This is a genomic window from uncultured Eudoraea sp. (genome assembly GCF_947260015.1).
Classification (GTDB): Bacteria; Bacteroidota; Bacteroidia; order Flavobacteriales; family Flavobacteriaceae; genus Eudoraea.
Window position 1 is genome coordinate 19881 of the sequence record NZ_CAMYOM010000003.1, and the last position, 25119, is coordinate 44999.

General features: G+C 38.3%; 20 protein-coding genes. 5 read left to right on the forward strand and 15 right to left on the reverse strand.

What is annotated here, in order from left to right; genetic code table 11:
• Window position 1 precedes the first annotated feature (1 nt).
• The 6 genes from Q0X66_RS02225 to Q0X66_RS02250 form a co-directional block, all read right to left on the reverse strand.
• Window positions 2–988, reverse strand: a complete 987-nt coding sequence (locus tag Q0X66_RS02225) for a type IX secretion system membrane protein PorP/SprF (protein ID WP_297702854.1) — start codon at window positions 986–988, stop codon at window positions 2–4.
• Window positions 989–996: 8 nt separating this feature from the next.
• Window positions 997–4926: a gliding motility-associated C-terminal domain-containing protein gene (locus tag Q0X66_RS02230; protein WP_297702855.1), complete on the reverse strand. Its 3930-nt coding sequence runs from the start codon at window positions 4924–4926 to the stop codon at window positions 997–999.
• A 157-nt stretch (window positions 4927–5083) separates the two neighbouring features.
• Window positions 5084–5968, reverse strand: coding sequence for an ACP S-malonyltransferase (fabD, locus tag Q0X66_RS02235; RefSeq protein ID WP_297702856.1), 885 nt, complete (start codon window positions 5966–5968; stop codon window positions 5084–5086).
• A 50-nt stretch (window positions 5969–6018) separates the two neighbouring features.
• Window positions 6019–6534, reverse strand: a complete 516-nt coding sequence (locus tag Q0X66_RS02240) for a gamma carbonic anhydrase family protein (protein WP_297702857.1) — start codon at window positions 6532–6534, stop codon at window positions 6019–6021.
• 40 nt (window positions 6535–6574) lie between these two features.
• Window positions 6575–7306 (reverse strand): LytTR family DNA-binding domain-containing protein, encoded by a 732-nt coding sequence (locus tag Q0X66_RS02245; RefSeq protein ID WP_297702858.1) that lies wholly within the window; start codon window positions 7304–7306, stop codon window positions 6575–6577.
• A complete protein-coding gene (locus tag Q0X66_RS02250) occupies window positions 7303–9255 on the reverse strand; it encodes a histidine kinase (RefSeq protein WP_297702859.1) in 1953 nt (650 codons plus the stop codon). The genes Q0X66_RS02245 and Q0X66_RS02250 overlap by 4 nt, the downstream gene beginning before the upstream one ends.
• 204 nt (window positions 9256–9459) lie before the next feature.
• Here Q0X66_RS02250 and Q0X66_RS02255 point away from each other — a divergent pair, with 204 nt between their 5' ends.
• The gene (locus Q0X66_RS02255) at window positions 9460–10635 is read left to right on the forward strand and encodes a VWA domain-containing protein (RefSeq protein ID WP_297702860.1); all 1176 of its coding nucleotides are present in this window, start codon (window positions 9460–9462) and stop codon (window positions 10633–10635) included.
• Between the two features lie 58 nt (window positions 10636–10693).
• On the opposite strand, the gene Q0X66_RS02260 is transcribed toward Q0X66_RS02255, so the two are convergent.
• On the reverse strand, window positions 10694–11689 hold the full coding sequence (locus tag Q0X66_RS02260) for a type IX secretion system membrane protein PorP/SprF (protein WP_297702861.1): 996 nt from the start codon (window positions 11687–11689) through the stop codon (window positions 10694–10696).
• Window positions 11690–11810: 121 nt separating this feature from the next.
• Between Q0X66_RS02260 and Q0X66_RS02265 the strand changes: the two genes are divergently transcribed.
• The 4 genes from Q0X66_RS02265 (at window position 11811) to Q0X66_RS02280 (ending at window position 16066) form a co-directional block, all read left to right on the forward strand.
• Window positions 11811–12713 (forward strand): NifU family protein, encoded by a 903-nt coding sequence (locus Q0X66_RS02265; RefSeq protein WP_297702862.1) that lies wholly within the window; start codon window positions 11811–11813, stop codon window positions 12711–12713.
• 68 nt (window positions 12714–12781) lie between these two features.
• Entirely contained in the window at window positions 12782–12982 is a 201-nt protein-coding gene (locus Q0X66_RS02270; protein WP_297702863.1) for a dodecin family protein, read from the forward strand.
• Between the two features lie 143 nt (window positions 12983–13125).
• The gene (locus Q0X66_RS02275) at window positions 13126–15159 is read left to right on the forward strand and encodes a thioredoxin domain-containing protein (protein ID WP_366938657.1); all 2034 of its coding nucleotides are present in this window, start codon (window positions 13126–13128) and stop codon (window positions 15157–15159) included.
• 85 nt (window positions 15160–15244) lie between these two features.
• Window positions 15245–16066, forward strand: coding sequence for a mechanosensitive ion channel domain-containing protein (locus Q0X66_RS02280; protein ID WP_297702865.1), 822 nt, complete (start codon window positions 15245–15247; stop codon window positions 16064–16066).
• 44 nt (window positions 16067–16110) lie between these two features.
• Here the strand turns inward: Q0X66_RS02280 and tsaB are convergent, their stop codons facing one another.
• The 8 genes from tsaB to Q0X66_RS02320 all read right to left on the reverse strand — a co-directional run bounded on the left by tsaB (window position 16111) and on the right by Q0X66_RS02320 (window position 25116).
• Complete coding sequence (tsaB, locus tag Q0X66_RS02285; protein ID WP_297702866.1) at window positions 16111–16782, reverse strand: tRNA (adenosine(37)-N6)-threonylcarbamoyltransferase complex dimerization subunit type 1 TsaB; 672 nt, start codon at window positions 16780–16782, stop codon at window positions 16111–16113.
• Window positions 16783–16857: 75 nt separating this feature from the next.
• A complete protein-coding gene (locus Q0X66_RS02290) occupies window positions 16858–18198 on the reverse strand; it encodes a TolC family protein (protein WP_297702867.1) in 1341 nt (446 codons plus the stop codon).
• Window positions 18199–18248: 50 nt separating this feature from the next.
• Window positions 18249–19388, reverse strand: a complete 1140-nt coding sequence (locus Q0X66_RS02295; RefSeq protein ID WP_297702868.1) for an efflux RND transporter periplasmic adaptor subunit — start codon at window positions 19386–19388, stop codon at window positions 18249–18251.
• 36 nt (window positions 19389–19424) lie between these two features.
• Window positions 19425–20696, reverse strand: a complete 1272-nt coding sequence (locus Q0X66_RS02300; protein ID WP_297702869.1) for an ABC transporter permease — start codon at window positions 20694–20696, stop codon at window positions 19425–19427.
• On the reverse strand, window positions 20689–21921 hold the full coding sequence (locus Q0X66_RS02305) for an ABC transporter permease (protein WP_297702870.1): 1233 nt from the start codon (window positions 21919–21921) through the stop codon (window positions 20689–20691). Before Q0X66_RS02305 ends, Q0X66_RS02300 begins: the two co-directional genes overlap by 8 nt.
• Entirely contained in the window at window positions 21914–22615 is a 702-nt protein-coding gene (locus tag Q0X66_RS02310) for an ABC transporter ATP-binding protein (RefSeq protein ID WP_297702871.1), read from the reverse strand. Before Q0X66_RS02310 ends, Q0X66_RS02305 begins: the two co-directional genes overlap by 8 nt.
• 96 nt (window positions 22616–22711) lie before the next feature.
• The gene (locus Q0X66_RS02315) at window positions 22712–23824 is read right to left on the reverse strand and encodes an efflux RND transporter periplasmic adaptor subunit (RefSeq protein ID WP_297702872.1); all 1113 of its coding nucleotides are present in this window, start codon (window positions 23822–23824) and stop codon (window positions 22712–22714) included.
• 32 nt (window positions 23825–23856) lie between these two features.
• Window positions 23857–25116 (reverse strand): ABC transporter permease, encoded by a 1260-nt coding sequence (locus Q0X66_RS02320; protein ID WP_297702873.1) that lies wholly within the window; start codon window positions 25114–25116, stop codon window positions 23857–23859.
• Between the last annotated feature and the right edge of the window lie 3 nt (window positions 25117–25119).

Here is a 25119-nt window from a genome sequence, read left to right on the forward strand (position 1 = left end):
TTTAGAAAAACCTTGGTGAATCTATTTGTTTTGGTTTGCCCTTAAGTTTCTCAATTTTATCCTTTTTAGTTCCACTGCCTCTTCCAACATAAAACTTAAGTATTATTTCGTGTGAACCATTATTATATTGACCTATTGGATTGGTGTTATAATCGTAAGAATATCCGGCAAACATGCTATTGGATATCTGAAAACCTACCAAACCGCTTATAGCATTATCAAACCTGTAAGAAGCCCCGGCAGTCAGCACATCATTAATTAGAAAGTTAGCTGATAAATTTGCAGTTACCGGTGCTCCCGATATAAAATTTGCTAAAAAAGCAGGTTTAAATTTAAGCTTTTCAGATAAATCAAAAACATAACCTCCTATGATATTAAACTGCAGCTTATCATCTACAACCTGAACTACATCATCATTATAAAGGCCTCCGGGCAAAAAGTTAGGTGCTGATGCACCCAGGTACCATTTGTCCTGATATAAAAATAAACCGGCCCCTACTGTAGGATAAAAATTGCTGATTTTATCCCGACCTAAAATAGGCTCACCGGGGTTTTCAAAACTTCCTTTAGAAAAATCGACATTTAAAAATGAACCCCCAACATCAATACCAAAAGACAATTTCGTATTTGATGAAACATTTATTTGGTATGAGTATGAAATATCTACAAAGGTATTTGTTGTTGGGCCCAACTGATCACTTTGAACATTAAAACCAAGCCCCATCTTTTCATTGGTAAAAGGATAATTAATCCCAAACCTGATTGTCCTGGGAGCGCCCTCAATATCTATCCATTGCGCCCTGTACAGACCTGTAATATCCATATTTTCCACTGTTCCCACGTAGGCAGGATTAAAACTGCCAATATTGTACATATATTGGGTGTACTGTGGTTCCTGCTGGGAATAACTCTTACTAAACATGGCCAGTAAAAAACCAAGTAATAAAAAGACATTGCGAGCTAAAGATCTGCCTGAGGTACAAGTCATTATTTTTATCATCTTATGAGCTGAATCCAGCCTTTACTAATTTCTGAACCATCTCCTAAATCCAGTATATAAAAATAGGTGCCTGTGGGTACCTGTTCACCATTTCTTGTTCCATCCCAGGTATTCCCATCCGTCATGCCCTGAGCTTCAAATATCTTATTACCATATCTGTTAAATATCTCAAGGGAATTGCCAGGATAATCCTCCAGGTTATTAATCTTGAGCAAATCATTTGTTCCATCGCCATTGGGTGAAAATTCATTAAAAAGGAAGCCGGGTTCCGTATTTGTTGGTTCGCTTACATTAACCCGGGCAAATGCTTCCGTATTGGCTCCGGCCACCAGAGGAGGACTAAGTATGGTTGCGGTATTGCCCCAAATACCTGATCTGGGAACACTTACGGTAATCTGCAGTGTGGCCTGCTGGTTTAGCAGTAAGCTAGGTATTTCCCATAATCCAGTAGCAAGCGTATAATCGCCTATGCTGGCAGTATGAGACACATATAAGAACTCAGTATCTACAGTGTCCGGTATTATATCTTCAACCACAATTTGAGATACTGTTCCCTCCAATGATTGGTTGGTAACAACAATGGTAAAAACAACTTCTTCTCCCACTAATGGGTTTGCGCTCTCAACAATTTTTTCAATTAACAGGTTTGCCTCTTCAGGTGCACCTATACTTAAGGTTACAGTATCCTCATTATTTGTATCATTGTTATCCACAGGAAAAGAGCTTACAAGCGAAGCAGTATTGGAATAATTACCCTGATCTAAAACTACCGCAGTAATTTCAAGGGTAGCACTTGCCAAAGGCAGTAATTCCCCAATTGTCCATTCTCCAAGCACATTGTCATATGTCCCAAGTGAAGTGGTTTGAGAAACATATTCAAACCCATTTTCCAAGGCATCACTGATAAGTACATTCAATATCCTGCTATCCGATAGATTGTTTACGGTAATGGTAAAAATCACCTCCTGTCCGATTATGACAATTTGAGCGTTTACACTTTTAGTTATTTCAAGATCTATTGGATTTGGATTGCATTCGGGCGTAAGATTAGGATCGCAGGCATCTAATGGATCTGTGTTATTCATAACCTCATCTCCATCATTAATGGTGTCTCCATCGGTATCCGGATTGTTAGGGTCTGTTCCCAATGTTGCTTCTTCCCCATCTGTAAGTCCGTCATTGTCCGTATCTACACGACAATCATTTACAAAAACCGAGACTTCTACGGATTGGTTTGTACAGGGCAATATAGCTCCCGTGGTTGTATAGGTAAATACATAATCTCCATCTGCAAGTCCGGTAAAATCTACGCTGTTTTGACCATCAATAGTTACGCTTCCAGACGGGTCTGTGGTTACCTCCCAGGTACCAGCATCGGCTCCGCTCAACTGATCATCAAGATCAATAGTTGTTGGGCCGTTGATGGCAACATTACATGCAGAACCATTTGTAGGGATTCCTGGTGCTGGTTCAATATTTACAGTTACTGTTACAGCCTCACGTTCAGAAGTACAGCCATTTGCCGTAGCTTCTACCCAAAAAGTGGTTGTTTCTGTTATATCTGGCGTATAAGTAGCGAAAGTCGACAAAACATCCACACTGTTCTGTGTAGCATACCAATTAAAATTGGGGGCCTCCGGACTATTTGGAATGACCCCTTCAGCAGTAAGTATTGCAGGTCCGGGACCGCAAATTGTTTCGCCGGTAGTGGCTGTAATATTTGGTGTGGCATTAACCACAATAGTAACTTCAGAAGAGGGACTCCAACATTCATTGACCGCGTCATAAAAAAAAGTATAATACGTGCCAAGGGTCGGATTATCTTTTTCGGCCTGATTTAAATGATCGCTTACGCTCGTGGGAGTGGGATTCCTACTCCAAACTAAAATGGTGTTTATTGGTGCGCTGCCATCAGTATAATCATCTAAACTAAGTGTAGTGGGTATTAGGTCACAAAATGTAGTAGGTACACCTGGGATAATTTGAGGTGGTGCAACATCACATGCCCGAGAACAATCCGATACGGTAATGGTTACCGTGACTGTCTGGTCCGTACATGGTGGAACCGCCGTAGTGGTAGTATAGGTGTAAATATAGGTGCCCGATGGTTCTTTGTCAAAATCCACTTCAGAATCTCCGCCACTAGGATCTACCGTTTCCGGTCCTCCAACCTGTACCCAGTCTCCATCGTCTTGGGTACCATCAAAATAATCATCCAGTTTTATCTTTTCCGGGAGACTGCTATTTTTAACATTACAGGCTGCATCACCAATGTTATCTGGAGCACCACCGGTAGAGGGTTCTATAGATACCGTAGCTACCACCGGGGTTCTGCCAGACACGCATGAATTAGCGGTGGCTTCTACATAAAATGTGGTAGTCACTGAAACGTTGGGTGTGATGCTTGTACCTGAACCGACTAATGTGCCCCCTGTGGGCGCAGTATACCAATTAATGGTGCCATTACTGGCAATTGCCGAAAGGGTTACCAGCCCCGGGCCACATCGTTCTGCCGGTGTTGTACTGTTTATTGTAGGCGTTGCCGTTACGGTGGCCACAATGGCTGTTCTTGGAGAAGAACTACAACCGTTCTCTGTTGTTTCTACATAATATGTCGTGGTAGTACTTATGCTGGGTGTGGTAAAACTAGTGCCTGACCCTAAGCTAGTGCCTCCTGTAGCAGCAGCATACCAATTTATGGTAGCAGTTCCTGAGCTGGAAGTAGCTCCCAATGTTACTGTTCCTGTATCACAGCGTTCACCAGGCGTAGTTGATGTAATTGTTGGTGATGAATTTACAGTAGCTACAACAGCTACCCTTGGTGTAGAAGTACAACCGTTTTCTGTTGTCTCTACATAATATGTCGTTGTAGTACTGATGCTGGGTGTGGTAAAACTAGTGCCAGACCCTAAACTAGTGCCTCCTGTAGCAGCAGCATACCAATTTATGGTAGCAGTTCCTGAACTGGAAGTTGCTCCTAAGATTACAGTGCCAGGACCGCAGCGTTCTCCTGGTGTTGTACTGTTTATTGTTGGAGTTGGTGTTACCGTAGCAACAACAGCCGTCCGTGGTGCAGAGGTACAACCGTTTTCTGTTGTCTCTACATAATATGTCGTGGTAGTACTGATGCTGGGTGTAGTAAAACTAGTGCCTGACCCTAAACTAGTACCTCCTGTAGCTGCAGCATACCAATTTATGGTAGCAGTTCCTGAGCTGGAAGTAGCTCCCAATGTTACTGTTCCTGCATCACAGCGTTCACCAGGCGTAGTTGATGTAATTGTTGGTGAGAGATTTACAGTAGCTATAACAGCTATCCGTGGTGTAGAAGTACAACCGTTTTCTGTTGTCTCTACATAATATGTCGTGGTAGTACTGATGCTGGGTGTGGTAAAACTAGTGCCAGACCCTAAACTAATGCCTCCTGTAGCTCCGGCATACCAATTTATGGTAGCAGTTCCTGAACTAGAAGTGGCTCCCAATGTTACTGTCCCTGCATCACAACGTTGTCCGGGGGTCGTCGCCGTAATTGAAGGCGAAGTACTAAATGTCAGTGCCAGGGTAGTTGCTGCAGTGGCCATGAGAGATGGGTTATAACACTCCGCTCCCCCAGCCTGGCCTGTATACCAGGCATAATAAGTGCCAGACGTAGATACTGTTGAACTTACTAACAAATTCATTCCTTGTGCCGGGTTTGTACTCCAGACTAACATTCCATCACCAGATGGCACATTGGTTACATAATCATCTAAATCTATAGAAACAATATCGCAAATAGTATCTGCATTAGTAATTAAGGTGGGAGCAACATTACAGTCGTCCTGGGCACTCACCTGAGTATGAAAAAGAAGAAGTACTATAAAAGAAAGAAAACCTTTAAGAAATATAGGTATGGTTGCAAACCGTGTAGTATTTTTTTTCAATATCATAGCTTGTCCTTTGAATTCATTAAAATTCAAACCATAGCGAGTAATGCAGGTTAGGTAAAATAGGGACCCAATATTACTAAAAATGTAGTCTTCTGACTAATAAAAGGGGCTAAAACTGAGTTTTTCGGTTGAAATACAAATTCCAAGGATTTTTCTTCTATGAAACTACAGCTGAAGTGGTTTCTGCCGCCGGCTCTATTTTCTTAACAAGCCCCTGTAATACCTTCCCGGGACCTACCTCTGTAAACAGCGTTGCCCCATCTGCAACCATGTGCCGTACGCTTTGTGTCCACTTAACCGGGGCCGTAAGTTGCGAGATCAGGTTTTGCTTAATTTCTTCTTCATTTACTACTGCCTTGGTTGTTACATTCTGATAAATGGGACAGCTGGGTTTACTGAATTTCGTATTCTCTATTGCTGCTGCTAATTCTTCCCTGGCAGGCTCCATCAGAGGTGAATGAAATGCACCGCCCACAGGCAATACAAGAGCCCTGCGGGCACCAGCTTCCTTTAATGCCTCGCAGGCACGATTTACCGCTTCTATTTCACCGGAAATCACCAATTGCCCGGGACAATTATAGTTTGCCGGAACTACAATACCATCTGTTGCCTCACAAATTTTTTCAACCACCTCATCTTCCAGTCCCAATACTGCCGCCATGGTACTTGGAATTAGTTCACAGGCCTTTTGCATTGCCTTTGCCCTTTGTGAAACTAATGAAAGACCGTCTTCAAAGCTTAAGGCACCATTGGATACCAATGCAGAAAATTCACCTAATGAATGCCCGGCAACCATATCGGGCTTAAAATCTTTTCCCATTATTTTACCCAAAATTACTGAGTGTAAAAAAATAGCCGGTTGTGTAACTTTTGTTTGTTTTAGGTCCTCGGCAGTACCCTCAAACATGATATCGGTAATGTTGAATTTAAGTATCTCATTGGCTTCTTCAAATAGCTGCTGCGCCAAAGGGTACTTTTCATACATATCGAGACCCATTCCGGAAAACTGCGCCCCTTGCCCGGGGAAAATAAATGCATTCATTTTAATCAATTTTTTCGTTAGCAAAAATAATCATAATTGCGTTCTAAAAACTAGTCTTCTTTAAACCAAGCTGAATATTTCACGTAATTATTTGCAATCCTGTCTATCTCACCAGAACTCAGTTCCACACTGATCTCCTTGATCTTTTTAGCAGGCATTCCGGCAAAAACAGATCCTGCCGGTACATGTGTTCCCGCGGTTACTACAGCACCTGCTGCAATAATGCTATTGCTTTCTACCACACAACCATCCATGACTATACTGCCCATGCCTATTAATACGTTATCCTTTATGGTGCAACCATGTACCAGGGCATTATGACCTATTGAAACATTGTTTCCTATGGTCGTGGCAAATTTTTGATAAGTGCCGTGAATAACGGCTCCATCCTGCACGTTAACTTTGTTCCCCATGGTGATATAATTCACATCACCCCTAACCACGGCGTTAAACCAAATGCTGCATTGATCTCCCATGGTGACTTCGCCCACAATGGTAGCATTTTCTGCGATAAAACAATCGTCTCCTATCTGTGGTGTTTTACCATTTACAGTTTTAATAATCATAATAAGATGAAATTTTTAGAAACCTACAAGGGCCCGAAAGTTACTCAAAATACGATAATAATTGTTTCTTTTTAGAAGCGGAAACCAATAATTCTTTTCCGTTGGAAACTATCACACTACCCCCTTTTCCTTTTCTATATTTTATTACCTCATTTACGTTTACCAGGTAAGATTTATGGATACGGGCAAAAGGATAATCGGCAAGAGCCTCTTCAAAATACTTCAAAGTCTTGCTTACCAGTAATTTTTTGTTTTCGAGGTAAATTTCAGTGTAATTATCATCAGCCTTACAATAGAGGATATCAGATATATTTAATACCAAAAATCCATCTTGTTGCGGCAGTGTTATTTTGCCTTCGGCCTTATTCAATTTTGATTTAAGAATCCGGTCCTCCAGGGCATTTTCCTTTTCTTTTATCTCAGTTACATAAGAAATCGATTTAATAAGCTCATCAATATTTATAGGTTTCATTAAATAATAAGCTGCATGATTGTTTAATGCTTCCAGAGCATAGGTATTATAAGCCGTTACAAATACGGTTTCAAAAGATCTTTCGGGCATTTGATCCAATAGATCAAAAGCATTTCCATAAGGCATTTCCACATCCAAAAACACAACATCCGGCTGTGTCCCCGAAAGAAGCTCCAACCCCTCCTTCACACTGGCTGCCTCACCAAGTACATTTACATTTTTGCAATATTTGGCCAGGTAATTACATAAAATTTCCCTGCTGCTGCTTTCGTCCTCAATAATAACTGCCTTTAGTATCATACCACCTTTCTTAAATTTAAGATCACACTGGTACCAGTCGCATCTTCGTTCAGGTCTTGCACGGAAACTGTCACTTTATCCTTATACATGGTATTGAGAATAGCGATTCGTTTTTTAATATTTCCCATGCCCTTAGAACTTTGGTTTTTCTGATTAGTTGTTTTTATTTCCCGGGATCTTTTTCTTCCTATCCCATTGTCCGTAATACGAATTTGAATTACATCTGATTCTTCCTGCGTTATTTCAATGTTTAAGAATCCCTTTTCTTCCTTATATCTAAGTCCGTGCCAAATGGCATTTTCTATATAAGGCTGTAGTAACATGGGAGGGATTTGGAAGGCCTCCGTATCAATCTGTTCATCCAAATTTATGTTATAATCAAACTTCTCCGGAAAACGCGAATGTTCTAATTTCACATAAAGTTCCAATAGCTCCAATTCCCTGGAAAGTGAAATAAAATCTTCTTCGGAATTCTCTAAAACGGCTCTCATTAATGTGGAGAATTCGCTTAAATACCTATTAGCACTACGTTCATCATTTTTAGCTATGTAATTATTTACAGAATTCAGGGCGTTAAAGATAAAGTGCGGATTCATTTGGGAACGCAATGACTTTAGCGCCAATAAATTATTAGCCAATTGCTGTTGCCTGTTACTCCTGTAAAAAAAGTAGGCAGCCAGGGCAGTAAGCAACATTCCAAGTACAAGTGAATAAATTATCCATTTTTGCCTTTTATTACTTTCCAGGGCCAATTGTTGTTCCGTTACTGCCAGATCGTATTTACTCTGTGTAAGTTCCCTTTCCTTTTCCAGGCCGGTAATTCTGCCCTGACTGGCAGCAATTTCTCTGTTAAATCTGGAAGCCTGAGATATTTCCTGCTCTTTTCGAAGATAAAGAGTATCCACGATAGCAACGTATTTCTGATAGGTTTCAAAGGCTTTTGAATAATCACCTTTATCCCTGTATACCTCAGAAAGTTTACGAGTAGCATCTTTTTGAACAATCAGGTCATCTTCAATATTTGCTTCCTTAATACTCTCTTCCAAATAGGGTATGGCTTCATCGTATTTATCCTGAGCGACATAAGCATTGGCAATTTTGAAATTAATACTTTGTGCTGTTATTGAATCTGCTTCAATAGGAGCTCCGGCTGTTTTTGCAGAAACCCTGGGCAGTGACTGTAATTCATTCAGGCTTTTCTTTCTCAATTTTATTTCATCGTCATACTGATTTTTTTTATTGTAGAAATCCGCGACTTTTTCTTTTTCCTGAATAGCTCTTTGGGGAGCCTGCTGACTAGAAAGCTCTAATGAATTGCCGTAATAACTTTCTGCTTCCGCCAGCCTGTTATCCTGGGCATAGGCATCCGCTATTTTAGAATTTAAATCGGGCATTTTTGGGCTAACCTGATTTTTTTTAGCAATTTTCAAACCTTCTTCATAGTAGGCTATTGCCTTATTAGTTTCACCAAACCCCTTGTACGCATCGCCTAATAATTCATATAATTCAATTCTTTGATAGGGCACCAAACCTTTTATGTCCTCAAGAGGATGTAATACAGCTGCGGCATTTTTGTAATCCTTTGTTTGAATGTAGGCCTTCCCCAGTAGCAAAGTTGTACTGGATGTTTTATTGGCTTCCTGAGCATCCTTAAAATTAGAAATAGCAAGATCGTATTGCTTATGATATTGATACACCTCTCCCAAATTTGTAAGTGCCAAAGCAAGTTCCTGCTTATTAGCATTTTGCCCGAGACTTCCAATAGCCTGTGCGATAAAATCAATGCTTTTCGCAATATTGGCTTTCTTATAAAATTTGGCTGAATCTAAATAAACCGCATAGGAAGTTTCCCCTGAATCTTCAGCCTTCTTCTGAGCCTGAGAAAAGCCAACAAAAAGGACAAGATAAAAAGCTATAAACAGGTACCTATTCTTTTGCATGATTTGCATTTATAAGGATAAACTTACTTGATTTATACGGTATTAAAAAATACAACTATTTCAAATCCTGGTCTGTTTATCCCTGAATAGCAGGCTTTACGCAATCATTGTACCATTTCACTCAATCAGGGGGTCATTTGGCTCATTCCTCATTTTTTGTTAAAAAGTTCAGACCTACTTTTAGTGAATAATTATCATTAAAAAAATAACATTATGAAAAATTTAAAACACACTTTTGGTCTTATTCTTTTAGGTCTGACTCTTGGAACGGCATTCGGTTATGTCCCACAAAGCAAGGAGGAAATAAATAACTCCCAGACGGAAAAATTTTTAATTGGCAAAAAAAATAAGGACAACAACACTGTAAAAATCGCACTACTGTTAGATACAAGTAATAGTATGGACGGGTTAATTAATCAGGCCAAAGCTCAGCTATGGGATATTGTGAATCAGTTCTCTTATGCAAAATGTGGAAACGGACACAGGCCTGGTTTGCAAATTGCCTTGTACCAATATGGAAATGACGGACTATCTTCAAGGGAAGGTTATATTCAACAGGTTATCGGATTCAGCAGCGATCTGGATGAGATTTCTGAAAAACTTTTTTCACTCAGCACAAATGGCGGGGAAGAATATTGCGGGGAAGTTATTCAAACTTCTTTACGTCAGTTAGACTGGGGTAAAAACCCTGATAATTTAAAAATGATATTTATTGCAGGAAATGAGCCTTTTACTCAGGGGAAGCTTAATTACAGGGACGCAGTGACTAATGCCAGAGAAAAAGAGATCATTGTAAATACCATATTTTGCGGTAACTATCAGCAAGGCATTAACACAGATTGGAAAAAGGGTGCTACCCTAACCGGAGGAGAATATATGGCGATAGATCATAATAAGCAGATTGTTCATATAAATACTCCTTATGATGATGTTATCATTAAACTAAATTCAAAATTGAACAGCACCTATATTTCATATGGCGCCATGGGAAGTAAAAAACTGGAATTACAGTCCCAACAAGACAACAACGCCATGGAATTGGAAGAGGCTGTAGCTGTGAAACGGGCAGTTAGTAAAAGTTCCGGGATGTATAAGAATTCTTCATGGGATCTTATAGATGCAGCTGAAGATGATGAATTTGATGTGGCAGCAGTAAAAAAAGAGGAATTACCCAAAGCATTAAGAGATAAGTCTCAGGCAGAGCTTACTGCATTTATAGGTGAGAAAAAGGCCGAAAGAACAAGGATACAAAAGGAAATACAGCAACAAAATGCCAAACGGGAGATCTATATTAGCGAACATGCCCAACAGGAAAAAGGAGAGCTTGAAAATGCTATGCTAAAAGCTATAAAAAGACAGGCTGCCGTAAAAAAGTTTACATGGGAATAAACATAAATTGTAGTTCTATTAGAAGTGGGTTTAACAATAAAACTTGTTAAGCCCATTTTTAGTTTGCGCTTGGACAGAAACAGTCGTATCTGTTTTCCCGAGTGGGTCCAAAATCATAACCCAGGGTAATCTGGTGAAACCCACCATTGTCTAATCTAATATCTCCGGATTGATATGAATAATTATAGGAGAACATAAACCGGTTATAATTAATGCCTACGATTGGAGTAAACAATTGAAGTCTCTGTTCACCAAAAGTACCATCAACCTGGAATTGGGCACCATCAAAACTCCTTCTGTAAGAGAGACCTGCCCAAAGGGTACCCCAACCCATTTCTCTATACACTTTGGCATTAAAGTCTACTGTTTTCTCTTCAGTAAATTCTGTCAACTGAAAAAGAATAGAAGGTTCAATCTTCCACAATCCTTTTCCAAATATATAACCAGCATTAATTAAATACCTCCTTAAATTATCAAATTCTATAGCTGTATAAAGGTCCCGTCCGGTACCCAAAATATTTAAGGCTGCGAAATTTACATAGAATTCCATGTAGTTATAGGACATCCCTAAGTCTATATTAAAATAGCCAACACTATTTTTCCCTCCTGTAATAATTGGATCCGGGATAACCGACCTGAATTCTGTTTCATCAAGACTACTCTGAATAAAGCCTGCACTCAGCCCAAATGACAACTGATTTAATATTCTTATTTCAGGTCCTAACTGTAAATGATGGGCGTATGTTAGCTTTGCGCCGGTTTGAGAGTGATAACCATTGGCATCGTTAAATATGATAATACCTACCCCACTTGAACTCTCAGGAATCCTGTAGTTTGCGCTAAGTGTCTGCAAACTTGGAGCCTCGTCCACACTAAACCATTGCTTTCTGGCCGTAAGTCTTATTTTACCGCCTTCGCTAATACCTGCCATAGAGGGGAATACCAAATAGTAATTGTCCGCCAAATAATCAAAATACACAGGAATACCCTCCTGTGCGGTTAAAGAGCTGGAAAAAGCTACATATGTAAACAAAATCAACAGGAGTTTTCTCATCTAAGAATAGGGCGTGTTTAATGCAGTTTCTTTCAAATATAAAGTATAACGGATGAAATACAACATTATTATATATGCATAGGAATGGAAAATGGTTGTATTTTTGCTGAAAACAAATACGATGAAAGAATACGTTATTACAGTAGTGGAAACAAACAACCCGGCCATTTTAAAATTTGAGACTAATCATTTTCTAACAAATGGGAGTAATTTCGAATTCAGTAATATAGATGATGCCAAAAAATCTCCTCTGGCTCAGCAATTGTTTTACCTTCCATTTATAAAAACGGTATATATTTCAGGGAATTTCATAGCTCTGGAACGCTTTGATATAATAGATTGGCCATCAGTTAAGGACGAGGTAGCACAACAGTTGGTTGAATACTTAAACTCCGGGGAACCTATTGTTGATGAAGAGGATGATACTAAGAAAGTAGCCATTACCATATATGCAGAAATTACGCCAAATCCGGCTGTAATGAAATTCGTAGGAAATAGAAAAATAGTTCCTGCCATGTTTGAATTTAAAAATCTTGATGAAGCAAAAGGTTCTGATCTGGCTAAAAAGTTATTTCACCTTCCTTATGTTAAAGAGGTTTTTATGGATGAAAACTATGTTTCCGTCACTAAATATGAAGTCGCCACTTGGGATGAGATTACCATGGAACTCCGTGAATTAATCCGGAATTTTATTGCCGATGGAAATGAAGTAATCTCCAGTGAAGAAGTTGCTGTTAAATCTGTATCCACATCTAATCCACAAACAGAGAACGAAACATTAGATAGTACTTCGCAGGAGATCATTAACATTCTTGAAGAATATGTAAAACCAGCGGTTGCCAGTGATGGCGGTAATATACTTTTTCAGTCTTATGAGAAAGAAAGCAAAACAGTAAATGTTATTCTACAGGGTGCATGTAGTGGTTGTCCTTCTTCTACTTATACTTTGAAAAATGGTATAGAGACAATGCTGAAAAATATGTTGGGAGATAAGGTATCCGAAGTGGTCGCGCTGAACGGATAATTTCGCATTAAATTATTGTCCCTTCCCTTTTTATTTGCTACCTTAACGTAACACTAAAAAGAAGTATTATGTCAGTTTTAAAAGTTATTGAAGTAATGGCAAATTCCAATGAAAATTGGGAAGACGCTACCAAAAAAGCAGTTGCTCATGCATCCAAATCCGTAAATAATATACGTTCGGTATATGTAAATGAACAAAGTGCTACAGTGAAAGATGGTAAAATAGACGACTATCGGGTTAATGTTAAAATCACTTTTGAAGTTAAGTAATCTGTCTGAAAAAATTAAAAGCGCCATAAAGGCGCTTTTTTTATGCTCTTTAATTAGTAGTAACTTTGAATATGTCTAAGTTTAAGTACACTTTACTTTTAGTATTAGTTACCTTAAATGGTTGCTCTCAAAAAAAAGAAACCATGTCATATAAACATACCAATGCTCTTATAAATGAAAGCAGCCCTTATCTGTTGCAACATGCTCATAATCCGGTAAACTGGGAACCCTGGAGTGAAGATGCTCTGGAAAAAGCCAAAAATGAAAATAAATTAGTTCTTATAAGTATAGGTTATGCAGCCTGTCATTGGTGCCATGTTATGGAAAAAGAATGCTTTGAAGATGAAGAAGTGGCAAATTTAATGAACAAACATTATATAAATATAAAAATAGATAGGGAAGAGCGTCCGGATATTGACCATCTTTATATGGATGCAGTTCAAATGATGACTGGAAGAGGCGGATGGCCATTAAATGTAGTTGCCTTGCCAGACGGACGTCCATTTTGGGGAGCGACTTATGTGAAGAAAGATGATTGGATGAAGGTTTTAAAAGAACTCACAAGGCTTTACCAGGAACAACCCGATAAAATAAATGGATATGCCAAAGATCTCGCTGAAGGGATTAAGGCAATTAATCTTGTAGAAGTTGGTGCAAATTCCCAGATTTTAACTGAAGATCAATTAGATGATTCGGTTAAAAAGTGGTCTCGCTATTTTGATCATAATTATGGGGGTTATAACCGGGCTCCAAAATTTATGATGCCCGGTAACCTGGATTTTATATTGCATTATGCCATTACAAGAAAAAATGATGACCTCCTGGAATATGTAAATTTGACACTAACGAAAATGGCTTATGGAGGAATTTTCGATCACTTGGCAGGTGGTTTTTCGAGATACTCTGTAGACGGGAAATGGCATGTCCCCCATTTTGAAAAAATGTTATATGACAATGGTCAATTAATAAGTTTATATTCCAAAGCATATGCCGTAACTCAAAACCCATTATACAAGAAAGTAGTGGAAGAAACTATCGCATTTATTACCTCGGAGCTTATGGACAGCACCAATGCTTTTTACGCTTCACTGGATGCCGATAGCCTGAATGAAACCGGGGAATTGGAAGAAGGGGCATATTACGTTTGGCAAAAATCGGAATTACAATCCCTTCTTGCTGATAAATTTGAGCTTTTCAAGGACTATTACAACATAAACGATTTTGGGCTTTGGGAGCATGGTAACTACGTATTAATAAGGGATGAATCAGACGAGACAATAGCTAAAAAACACAAACTTTCTGTTTCTGAAGTCAATGAAATTATTTCAGAGTGTAAAGAAATATTAAATAAACTCCGGGAAAATAGAAATCGCCCCAGATTAGATGATAAAATCCTTTGTTCCTGGAATGGATTAATGCTAAAGGGATTGACAGATGCCTACAGGTTTATTAAAAATGATAGTTATCTGGATCTGGCTTTAAAAAATGCCACATTTATTAAGGAAACATTTATAAGGAAAGATGGCAGCCTTTACCATAATCATAAAGATGGTAAAAGCACCATCAATGGTTATCTGGAAGATTATGCTTCGGTGATAGATGGATTTATTGGACTCTATGAAATTACCTTTGAAGAAGGCTGGCTTAATGAGGCAAAAAAATTGTCGGATTATTGTATTACCAATTTTACCGATGATAACAGTGGTTTGTTTTTCTTTACTCCAAAACAAGATTCATTTATTATTAGGAGAACCATAGAAAAGGCAGATAACGTTATTCCGTCATCAAACTCAATTATGGCTAAAAATCTATTTAAATTATCCAGATATTTTCCGGATGAGAATTATGAAAACATTGCACAACAAATGGTCATGAATCTGCAGCAAAGTTTTGAGCAAGACACGGCCAGTTATGCCAATTGGCTTCATCTGGTATTGTATTTTCAAAAACCTTTTTATGAAATAAGTATAGTAGGGAAAGACTATATGAAAACAGCCAGTACAATGCAGAAATCCTATTTACCCAACGCGGTATTTGCAGGTGCTAAAGAAGAGAGCAAGTTGTCATTAATTCAAAACAGATTTGTGGCAAATAGTACTCTTATTTACCTCTGTGAACATGGGTCCTGCAAGTTACCAACTGAAGATATTAAGCATGTATTAAATCAGCTTAAATAGAATTACTAATTTCTCAATATTTTTTTTCACCGCATTGCTTAGTATTAGGAATGTCTTAATTTTGTTACTCTAAATAAAAGAACCCATGAAAGATTTATCTAATTATAACAAACACGTGGAAAATGCCATAAACTGGTTATGGGATGTTTTACCAGATATGATTACTGCACTAATTATTTTAATAGTTGGTATATGGCTTATTAAATTTATTAACCGCTTAACACGAAGATTTTTCGAGCGTAAAGATTATGACATCGCGCTGGAGTCTTTTCTTATGCAATTGATTAATGTAGGGCTAAAGGTCATTCTTTTTGTTGTGGTCGTTACACAGTTAGGAGTGGCATCTTCTTCCCTGCTTGCTGTTTTAGGATCTGCCGGACTTGCTATAGGCCTTGCACTGCAGGGTTCCTTAGCCAACTTTGCAGGTGGAATTTTAATATTATTTTTCAAACCCTTTAAAATAGGGGATTTTATTTCCGCCCAGGGTGTAGACGGTACGGTAAAGGAAATCTCCATTTTCACTACCAAACTTAATACATTTGGAAATCAGGTGGCTATTATTCCAAACGGACAACTCTCTAACAATAACATTATTAATTACAATGCGGAAGAAACAAGAAGGGATAAAATTGATGTTGGCATAGGATATAGTTCCAATATTAAAAAAGCTAAGGACATTTTACTTGAAATATGCGCGGAGCAAGCTACAATAATAAAAGAACCTGAGCCACAAGTATTTGTCGGCGAATTGGGTGATAGTTCTGTAAATCTAACTTTGCGTTTTTGGGCTAAAAATGAAGATTTTTGGGCAGCTCATTTTTTTGTAATCGAAGAGCTCAAAAGAAGATTTGATGAAGCAAAAATCGAAATTCCATTTCCACAAAGAGTGGTTCATAATCCGGATTAGAATCGACATTCAATTTTGTTAAGCATTAGTTCTGAGAAAGATTTTTACTTCTTGCTTTGCTGACTAACAAAATCCTTTAAATAATCCGGTTCAAAATAAGCGGTGTTTTCAAACTTATTCGCCCTAAATTTCATGTAGGACAGTTGACTCATTTCTTGGGCCGAAGGCACTGTGGAATCGTCAAATACAAAATTCGGGTGTTCCAATATTTCCCTGCATTTAACAGCTCCGCTTCCAATAATATATACCTTTCCCTGCGACGCAAATTGTGCAAATGAATTTGGTTTTATCTCCTCTATCCTGGTTTCCCTTATTCTGTCATAATTGGAATTATATACTGCAGAATACACTTCCAGGCGTCTTGCATCCAGAACAGGAATCACAACGCCATCCTTTATTTTAAGCTGAGATGCCATACTTTCTAAAGTGGAGATCCCAATAAGAGGAAGGTCTAAGGCAAAACAAAGTCCTTTTGCCGCAGAAACTCCTATCCGCAATCCGGTATAAGAACCCGGGCCTTTACTAACGGCTATCGCATCGAGATCATCAGTAGTGAGGGAAGCCTCCTTTAGAGCTTGCTTTATAAAAAAGTGTAAGTCTTCAGAATGGGAATAGGAAGCACTATTCTGTTCCCTTAATGAAATCGTGCGACCATCTTTACCAATGCTTACAGAACAATTGGTTGTCGCAGTCTCAATATTTAAAATTATTGCCATAACTGTGCAGCAAATATAAAAAGACCTGTTAGGTATAAACAACTCAACAGGTCTAAACTAAAATATATTTTTTCTTTAATCAATTACTATAGGCAGTCCAAAGTAGAATTCCAGTACTTTAATTCTAAAAACATAGTCGTATTTAGTGCGTATCACTTCAGCCTCTGCATTGTCTACCCTGGCCTGTGCCTGACTATAATCAAATGAATTCAAAATACCAACATCAAATCTTTCTCTAGAGTATTCCAGAGCCAATGCCCTCGCTTCCCTTGTCTTAAGGGCGGCTTCATAGGCTTTTGAGCTATTAACTACATCCACATAGGCCTGGTTTATATTTGTTTCCAGATCCAATTTATTCTGCTCCAGGTCTAGTTCGGCCTTTTTGACATTAATTTGTGATCGTTTAATATTGTTTCTCGTACTCCAACCATTAAAGACAGGTACACTAATTTGTGCCCCAAAAGCAATACCATCATTTATCCATAATTGATCTTTAAAAGGGATTACCTGCCCTGTTATTGGATCAAAAAACTGATCCGAGTAGCGAGTATTGTAGTTAAAAAATGCACTAAGTGTTGGATAAGATGCCCCTTTAGCCAGGGATAAATCTTTTTCAGCCAATTCCACATTGGTCTCAAAAAATTTGGTCTCATACCAGTAAGACATGGCTTTATCAAAAATAACCCTGGGTGAATTCTTCAATATGTCTGCAGCAGGCACCTCAAATTCTGCATCAGAAATATCAAAATTTTCGTAGTCTGTAATCTGAAGTAATTGGGCCAAATTAATACGTGATATGAGCACGTCGTTTTCGGCATTTATAATTTGTTGTTCACGGGTTGCTGCAGTGGCCTCTATTTCCAACAAGTCTCCTTTGGCGACGACACCTGACTCAACTAATTCCCTGGTTTTATTTAAATCCTGTTCAGTAACGGCATACAATGCTTTAGCAACTTTAGCCGCTTCCTTATTAGACAAAATACTTAAATAGTTTATGGCCACATTTAAACGTATATCATTTACCAGGTTATCCAAACGGTATTGATTTGCAATTGCGTTAAGTTTGGCCCGGTTAAGCCTGTGTATATTTCTAACTCCATCAAATAAAAGTACTGAGGAGGTAACACTTCCGGAAGAGGTTATTTGTGTCGTATTTACCGGTTGACTATTTGTTGGGTCAAACGAGAGACCAGTATTCCTTTGACCATTCAGCGCCCCATTTAAATCGGGAAGAAAGGCGCCAATGGCATCCGATTTGTCAATTGTAGCATTTTCCAGGTCCAACTCGAATTGCTGAATGGAGAGGTTATTTTCTACCGCGTAAGTAACGCATTCTTCAAGGGTCCATATCTTTTTCTGTGCCATTACCATTCCAATACAAAACAGGAATAACAGTGCTGTAACTTTAAATTTCATCTGTCGTTTTTTGATAATTATAATTGATTGACTATTCGTATTTAGGTTAATTAATCTTCTTCTTCACTTTCCTCCTCTTCGTCTTCACCTTTTTTAATCGGCTCGGTTTTATTCCAGACTTTTACTTCATCTTCTTCGGTTATGCCCGAGATAATTTCTACGTTAACCCCATCGGAAATTCCTATTTCAACTTCTCTGCGCTCAAATTTCTGATCACCAACGGCAACTTCCACATAGGGCTCATCTGTTTCCTTATCAAATTGCAGGAGTGCTTCGGGTATTACCATAACACTGTCTTTCTTCTCAAGAACCAGCGATGCATTAGCACTATATCCCGCCCTGATCATAAAATCTCCTTCCACAACCACATCGCCTTCTATTTTGAATTGTACCGCACCTGACTCTTCTATTCCTTTTGGTGCGATGAACTTTAACTTTGCCTCAAATTTTTCATCTTCTATGGCTCCCAAACTAATTTCAAGTGGCATACCTAGCTCTAGTTTCCCTACTTCCCCTTCATCAACCTTTCCTTCAAAAATCATCTTACCCAAATCGGCAATTGTAGCAATGGTTGTTCCATCGTTAAAGTTATTGCTCTGAATTACCTGATCTCCTTCCCTTACCGGAATTTCCAACAATGTGCCGGCAACCGTCGCCCGAATGTTAGTATTCGCACTTGAAGAACCTCCGGCAGAGCCTCTTCTGATAATCTGATAATCTGCACGGGCATTACCCAATTCCTGAGTGGCCTGATCATATCTTAATTGCAAGATGTTAAAGTCCTGGCTGGAAATAACCCCTTTATCAAATATGGCCTTATTCCGTTTATATTCAATTTCGGAATTACTTAATTCAATCTCTGCATTTCTTACTCTTCCACGGGCCTGATTCAAGGATTGCTCATTGGGTACCACTTTTATTACGGCAATTAAATCGCCCGCCTTAACCTGAGCGCCTTCTTCCAGGTAAATGGTTTCAATAATTCCAGATATTTGAGGTTTGATCTCAATCTCATCCTCAGGGATTACTTTACCTGTTGCTACCGTTTTCTTCTCAATATTTGAAGTAAATGGTTTTTTTGTTTCGTATGTTATGGCTGATTTGCTATTGGATTTTATAAAAAAAGCAGCAGCCCACAATGCTCCGAGCCCTACAATCCCAATCAATACATATTTTACAATTTTATTCATCTTAATCTAATGTGTTAGTTATAGTTAATGGTTTTTTTATTCTTCTCTTAAAGCATCTATGGGCTTAATACTCACAGCCCGCTGTGCAGGAATTGAACCTATTAGAGTTCCCAATATTATCATTATGGCTAAAGCTCCAAGTACATATGGTATAGGAACTGTTGGATTCGTATATGGAAAATTAATATCCTTGGTGAGGTTATTGATCAAACTTAAAACCCCTGCCCCAAGTATAATACCTATAACCCCGGCAATCATAGTAAGAAATACAGATTCCAAAATAATCAAAGAACGCACTTCCCTTGGTGTTGCGCCTAAAGCCCGGCGAATTCCTAATTCCTTGGTACGCTCTTTAACAGATATTAGCAGGATATTACCAATTCCAATTACTCCTGCCAAGATGGTGGCAATTCCAACAATTAAGGATAAAAAGGTTATCCCGTCGGCAAAGCCCATAATCTTATTAAATATTTCTCCAAGATTAAAGGCCCCAAATGCACGCTCATCTTCCGGGTGAACTTTATGAATACTTCGTAAAACAGCTTTAATATCTTTTTCCACCTGAACAACATCGGCATCGTCATATGCCGCTATTGTGAAAAACTGAGAATCATCCCCTGTATTATACAGTTTTTTGAAAGTTGTAAAGGGAATAAAGATATCTCCGTCTGTGCCAAATGGCGTAGTCTGTGTAAATTTATGTACCCCAACTACCTGAAAATAAATATTTTCAACCCTTATATAACCGCCTATAGGATCCTCCTCTTTATCAAATAACTCTTGCTGGGTGCGATCACCAATAACACAAACTTTTCTCGCCTGAGCGATGTCTTCATCATTTATAAATCTTCCGTTGTCATAAATTTTTTGCGTAGCAATCTTCGCTATTTCGGGAAAATAGCCATATACCGCATAGCTATTGGATTTAATTCCCCTTACTGTTAAAGCGGATGCTCCTCCAAATGCTCCTTTTGTATTTACCGGTGCTATATATTGTATTTCAGGAATTCGGTTTTTCAAGACAATAGCATCTTGGACTTTTAGTCGCAACTGCCTACCAGTTTTAAACCCGGCATAAGGTATACTCGTACTTTGAGACCAGGCCCAGATACTATTTTTGGCAACAGTTTCGAAGTTTTTTTCAAATCCGTTATCCATTCCTTTTGCGGCCCCAGCCAGAGCGATATAGATAAAAATTCCCCATAGCACTCCTATAACAGTAATTATAGTCCTGGTTTTATTCTTTCCGATAGATCCGAAAATTTCCTGCCAGGTATTTTTATCAAATAGAAAACGAATACTATTCATCTTGTAAAGCTATTATAGGTTTAATACGGCCTGCCCTTTTAGCCGGAATATAGCCCGCAATTGCACCAAAAATTATCAAAAGTAGGGTTGCAGAAATAGCCACACCCGTATTAATAAATGGATTGGTGATAAAATAGTCTTCCGCCAAACTCTCTCCTAAGGAACTAAGGAGTGCAATTCCAATTAGCATTCCCGTAAAGCCTGATATGGTTGTAATAAAAACCGACTCCAATAAAATAGTGCTGATAACTGCTTTTGGAGTGGCACCCAAAGCTTTTCGTATGCCCAGTTCTTTAGTACGTTCCTTAACGACAAAGACCATGATATTGCTTATACCTATGATACCTGCAATTATGGTCCCAAAAGCTACAAAAGCTACTATAATTTGCAGTACCCTTGCAAATTGTTGATTTTGCTGTAATTGATCTGCAACGTTTCTGATGAAAATTCCATTTTGATCTTCCGGGTTTATGAATTTCTTGTCTTTAAAGAACTTATCCAAACTACGTTCGAAGGCCATGGCTCCCATATATCCCATTTCAGGTTTAAAGGCCACAACCATCTGGTCTATTTTATCTGTGTTTTTTTCAATTAGTTGAAGCGTCCTATAAGGAATATAAATTCCTCGTTCTTCCCTGTCACCTCCATCGTCCTGAAAAACGCCAATGACTTTAAAAACACTTCCACCAACATCCAAATATTTACCTATCGCATTTTTAGATCCAAATAAGTCCTGTTCCACTAAACGTCCAATCACTGCATACTTTGTCTTGTTCTTAATATCCTCCACATTTAAGTACCGGCCTTTCATGATAATTGTCTTCTCAGCAAATTGGTAGCCCCAATCTACCCCGGTAATATTATAATTGTCAGATTCTTCCTTGAATTTTACCAATTTGTTTCTTGTAATTCTGGGGGTTACATATTCAAGAAACATTGGGAAATTTTTTTTAATGTCGGCTAGGTCGCTATTTTCAAATTCAATTCGCCTCGATGATTTATACCCTTTATATGGGAGTGTCGTTTTTCCGGGAAATAAATAGAGTACATTGGTGGCGTCTTCCTGGAAAAATTTGTCAAAAGTGTTAATCAGGCCGTTTCCCAGACCAAAAAGAGAAACAAAAATTAAAATCCCCAGGGCTACTGTAAAACCTGAAAGGAAGGTCCTAAGTTTATTTTTTTGAATAGTTTCAAATATCTCGTTCCAGGTGTCCCGGCTAAACATACGCTGATGCCTTAATCTGTTTTACTTTTTCGTCTTTCATTATAACTCCATCCTTCAGATATACGATCCTTTTACACATATGCGCAATATCATCTTCATGGGTTACTACCAAAATGGTATTTCCCTGATCGTTAATTTTCTGAATTAGGTCCATGACTTCATAAGATGTAGTACTGTCCAACGCTCCGGTAAGCTCATCGGCCAGTAAGACTTTGGGTTCAGCAACCATGGCGCGGGCAATTGCTACCCGCTGTTTTTGACCCCCTGAAAGTTCACTTGGCAAATGGTGCGACCATTCCTTTAACCCCACTTGCTCCAAATAGTTCATCGCTTTCGCCTGCCGTTCCTTTCGGGGAACTCGCTGATAATAAAGGGGTAAAGCCACATTCTCAAGTGCGCTTTTATAATTTATAAGATTAAAAGATTGAAAAATAAAGCCCAAAAATTTATTCCTGTAATTGGCAGCTTTAGTCTCATTAAGATTTTTTATAGGGACACCATCCAAGGTGTATTCACCAGAATCAGCTACATCCAACATCCCAAGAATATTCAACAAGGTAGATTTTCCAGAACCGGATGAGCCCATAATTGCAACCAATTCGCCTTCTTTAACAGAAAAATTTATTCCTTTTAAAACATGCAGGACATTGCTGCCCATCTTATAGGATTTGTGTAAATCTTTTATTTCAATCATGGTTAGTGTCTTAAGTTATAATAATTCAAATCCGTTAATAGGACAGGTAAGTTGTAAAAATGTTACAAATAATCTTCCAAATATTTTGTTAAAAAGCTATCCTTCAAATTCATCGGGTTTCACCTCATTCCATACTTTTATCTCATCTTCTTTTTCCAATCCAGACTTCACTTCTACATAAATTCCATCACTAATTCCCAATTCTATGTCTCTTCTTTCGAATTGCTGTTCCCCGGTAGCAATTTCCAGAAATGGTTTTTTGGTTTCCGGGTCAAATTGGACCAGCGCTTCTTTTATAGAAAGAACACTATCTGCTCTACCCAGTATTATTGATGCATTTGCACTTAGACCCGCCCTAATAAATACTGAATCCTGTTTCTTTAAGGTTCCTTTAATTTCAAATTGAATAGCTCCATTTTCCTCATTCCCCTTTGGAGCTATATAATCCAAAATAGCGTCAAAAGTTACATTTTCAAGTGCTCCAACAGTAATTTCCAATGGCAGGTTTTCCTTTATCTTTCCCACCTCAGATTCATCTACCTTTCCTTCAAAAATCATCTTATTTACGTCAGCAATAGCTGCAATAGTGGTTCCCTCATTAAAATTATTGCTTTCAATAATCTGATTACCTACTTCTACAGGTACTTCCAAAACCATTCCGGTAACAGTAGACCTTATCAAGGTGTTTGCGGCATTACCATAACCTTTGGTAGTTCCTGTTTTAACGATATCATATCTTTTATTTGACGCACTATAGGCTTGTTTAGCCTGGTCAAAACTTAGCTGTGCTCTTTCCAGATCAACTTTTGAGATTACCCCTTTGTTAAAAAGACTACTTTGCCTATCAAAATTTCGCCTTTCGTTATCCAATGAAATTTTAGCCTCATCAATACTATTTTTAGCATCATTAAGTGCATTAAGGTTTGGCACAACTTTTATTTTTGCCAGTAAGTCACCAGATTTTACGAAATCTCCCCCCTCGACAAATATTTCCTCAATAACGCCCGAAATATTGGGTTTTATCAGGACTTCTTCTAATGGTAATATGCTGCCGGTAGCCACTGTTTTTTTGATAATGGTCTGGGTAGAAGGTTTTTCGGTTTCGTATACAATTGGATCTTGTTCATTCTTTTGATAGAGGTAATACATAGAACCTCCGAAAGCCAAAAAAATGGCTATTAGAATGATAATCGTTACTGATTTTTTCATTTTTTATAGTTTAAATGATTGATGTTTCAAATTTATTCTGTTCTTAAAGCATCTATTGGCTTTACTTTTATAGCACTTTGAGCTGGAATAAAACCTGCAAGTAATCCTGACAATATCAGAATGAATAGGGCCACAGTAACTACTCCTAAGCTGACGCTGGGATTTAAAAACATATCCACAGGGCCATTAGCATCTAATAAGGCATTAACACCATAAATAAATAAAGCTCCAATAATAATTCCCGCCATACCGGATATAATTGTAAGAAAAATTGACTCCAAAAGAATCTGCTTTTTAATAGACCAGGGATCCTCACCTAATGCCCTGCGTATTCCTATTTCCTTGGTCCTTTCCTTAACCACAATCAACATAATATTACTCACTCCGATAATTCCGGATAATAAGACTAAAATTCCCACGAAATAAGCGATAAAACTCATTGCTCCGAATAAGCTTTCTACTCTGTTATACTGTTCATATAGATCAAAATAACCAACTGCCCTTGTATCTTCAGGATTTATTTTGTGTTTGGTTTTCATTAAATTAACAATATCTTCTTTTAAACTGGAAATTGAGGTTCCATCGTGGGCTGTAATAGCCATCCAACCCACGTCATTTCCCATATTAAATGCCTGTGAAAAAGAAGTAAAGGGTACATATATTTCTTTTTGGCCCTCTTCCCCATCACCATCACTACTCTTCTTCTTATAGGTACCCACTACCATAAAATTTACCCCCTGAATCTTAATATAACTTCCCATTATTGCCTCACCTTTATCATAAAGTTCATTTCTAACTCCGGCTCCAATAATTGCTATTTTCCGTTTTTCCCTTATATCATTCTGATTTATAAAACGTCCTTCTGTAATGGTCATGGGATCCTGGTTGATTATCTCAGGATAGTCTCCATATACGTTATATGCTCCGGTATTTAAACCTCTTACCACATTATTGTCATTCCCGAAGCCCCCTAATTGATTTCTGGGTGATATAAACCGCAGATTGGGAATATTATCACTTATGCTCTTTACATCTTCTACTTTAAATCGAAATCTTCTTCCAATTGGTAAGCCCATGTGCGCTTTTGTTGTACTGCGTGTCCACATAAACATGGTATTTGTAGCAATATCTCCAAAATCAGCTTTTATACCATTTTCCAGGCCTTTTCCTGCAGAAAGTAAAATAATTAATATTAGTATGCCCCAGAAAACGCCAAAAGCGGTAAGCAGAGTTCTGAACCAATTAGTGGTCAGTACTTCTAAAATTTCTTTCCAACGATCTCTATTAAACATATG

What these genes read in the sequence shown, in the direction of transcription:
- Q0X66_RS02225 (WP_297702854.1), bottom strand. Translation starts at nt 988, where the DNA reads ATGACTTGTACCTCAGGCAGATCTTTAGCTCGCAATGTCTTTTTATTA.
- Q0X66_RS02230 (WP_297702855.1), bottom strand. Translation starts at nt 4,926, where the DNA reads ATGATATTGAAAAAAAATACTACACGGTTTGCAACCATACCTATATTT.
- fabD (WP_297702856.1), bottom strand. Translation starts at nt 5,968, where the DNA reads ATGAATGCATTTATTTTCCCCGGGCAAGGGGCGCAGTTTTCCGGAATG.
- Q0X66_RS02240 (WP_297702857.1), bottom strand. Translation starts at nt 6,534, where the DNA reads ATGATTATTAAAACTGTAAATGGTAAAACACCACAGATAGGAGACGAT.
- Q0X66_RS02245 (WP_297702858.1), bottom strand. Translation starts at nt 7,306, where the DNA reads ATGATACTAAAGGCAGTTATTATTGAGGACGAAAGCAGCAGCAGGGAA.
- Q0X66_RS02250 (WP_297702859.1), bottom strand. Translation starts at nt 9,255, where the DNA reads ATGCAAATCATGCAAAAGAATAGGTACCTGTTTATAGCTTTTTATCTT.
- Q0X66_RS02255 (WP_297702860.1), top strand. Translation starts at nt 9,460, where the DNA reads ATGAAAAATTTAAAACACACTTTTGGTCTTATTCTTTTAGGTCTGACT.
- Q0X66_RS02260 (WP_297702861.1), bottom strand. Translation starts at nt 11,689, where the DNA reads ATGAGAAAACTCCTGTTGATTTTGTTTACATATGTAGCTTTTTCCAGC.
- Q0X66_RS02265 (WP_297702862.1), top strand. Translation starts at nt 11,811, where the DNA reads ATGAAAGAATACGTTATTACAGTAGTGGAAACAAACAACCCGGCCATT.
- Q0X66_RS02270 (WP_297702863.1), top strand. Translation starts at nt 12,782, where the DNA reads ATGTCAGTTTTAAAAGTTATTGAAGTAATGGCAAATTCCAATGAAAAT.
- Q0X66_RS02275 (WP_366938657.1), top strand. Translation starts at nt 13,126, where the DNA reads ATGTCATATAAACATACCAATGCTCTTATAAATGAAAGCAGCCCTTAT.
- Q0X66_RS02280 (WP_297702865.1), top strand. Translation starts at nt 15,245, where the DNA reads ATGAAAGATTTATCTAATTATAACAAACACGTGGAAAATGCCATAAAC.
- tsaB (WP_297702866.1), bottom strand. Translation starts at nt 16,782, where the DNA reads ATGGCAATAATTTTAAATATTGAGACTGCGACAACCAATTGTTCTGTA.
- Q0X66_RS02290 (WP_297702867.1), bottom strand. Translation starts at nt 18,198, where the DNA reads ATGAAATTTAAAGTTACAGCACTGTTATTCCTGTTTTGTATTGGAATG.
- Q0X66_RS02295 (WP_297702868.1), bottom strand. Translation starts at nt 19,388, where the DNA reads ATGAATAAAATTGTAAAATATGTATTGATTGGGATTGTAGGGCTCGGA.
- Q0X66_RS02300 (WP_297702869.1), bottom strand. Translation starts at nt 20,696, where the DNA reads ATGAATAGTATTCGTTTTCTATTTGATAAAAATACCTGGCAGGAAATT.
- Q0X66_RS02305 (WP_297702870.1), bottom strand. Translation starts at nt 21,921, where the DNA reads ATGTTTAGCCGGGACACCTGGAACGAGATATTTGAAACTATTCAAAAA.
- Q0X66_RS02310 (WP_297702871.1), bottom strand. Translation starts at nt 22,615, where the DNA reads ATGATTGAAATAAAAGATTTACACAAATCCTATAAGATGGGCAGCAAT.
- Q0X66_RS02315 (WP_297702872.1), bottom strand. Translation starts at nt 23,824, where the DNA reads ATGAAAAAATCAGTAACGATTATCATTCTAATAGCCATTTTTTTGGCT.
- Q0X66_RS02320 (WP_297702873.1), bottom strand. Translation starts at nt 25,116, where the DNA reads ATGTTTAATAGAGATCGTTGGAAAGAAATTTTAGAAGTACTGACCACT.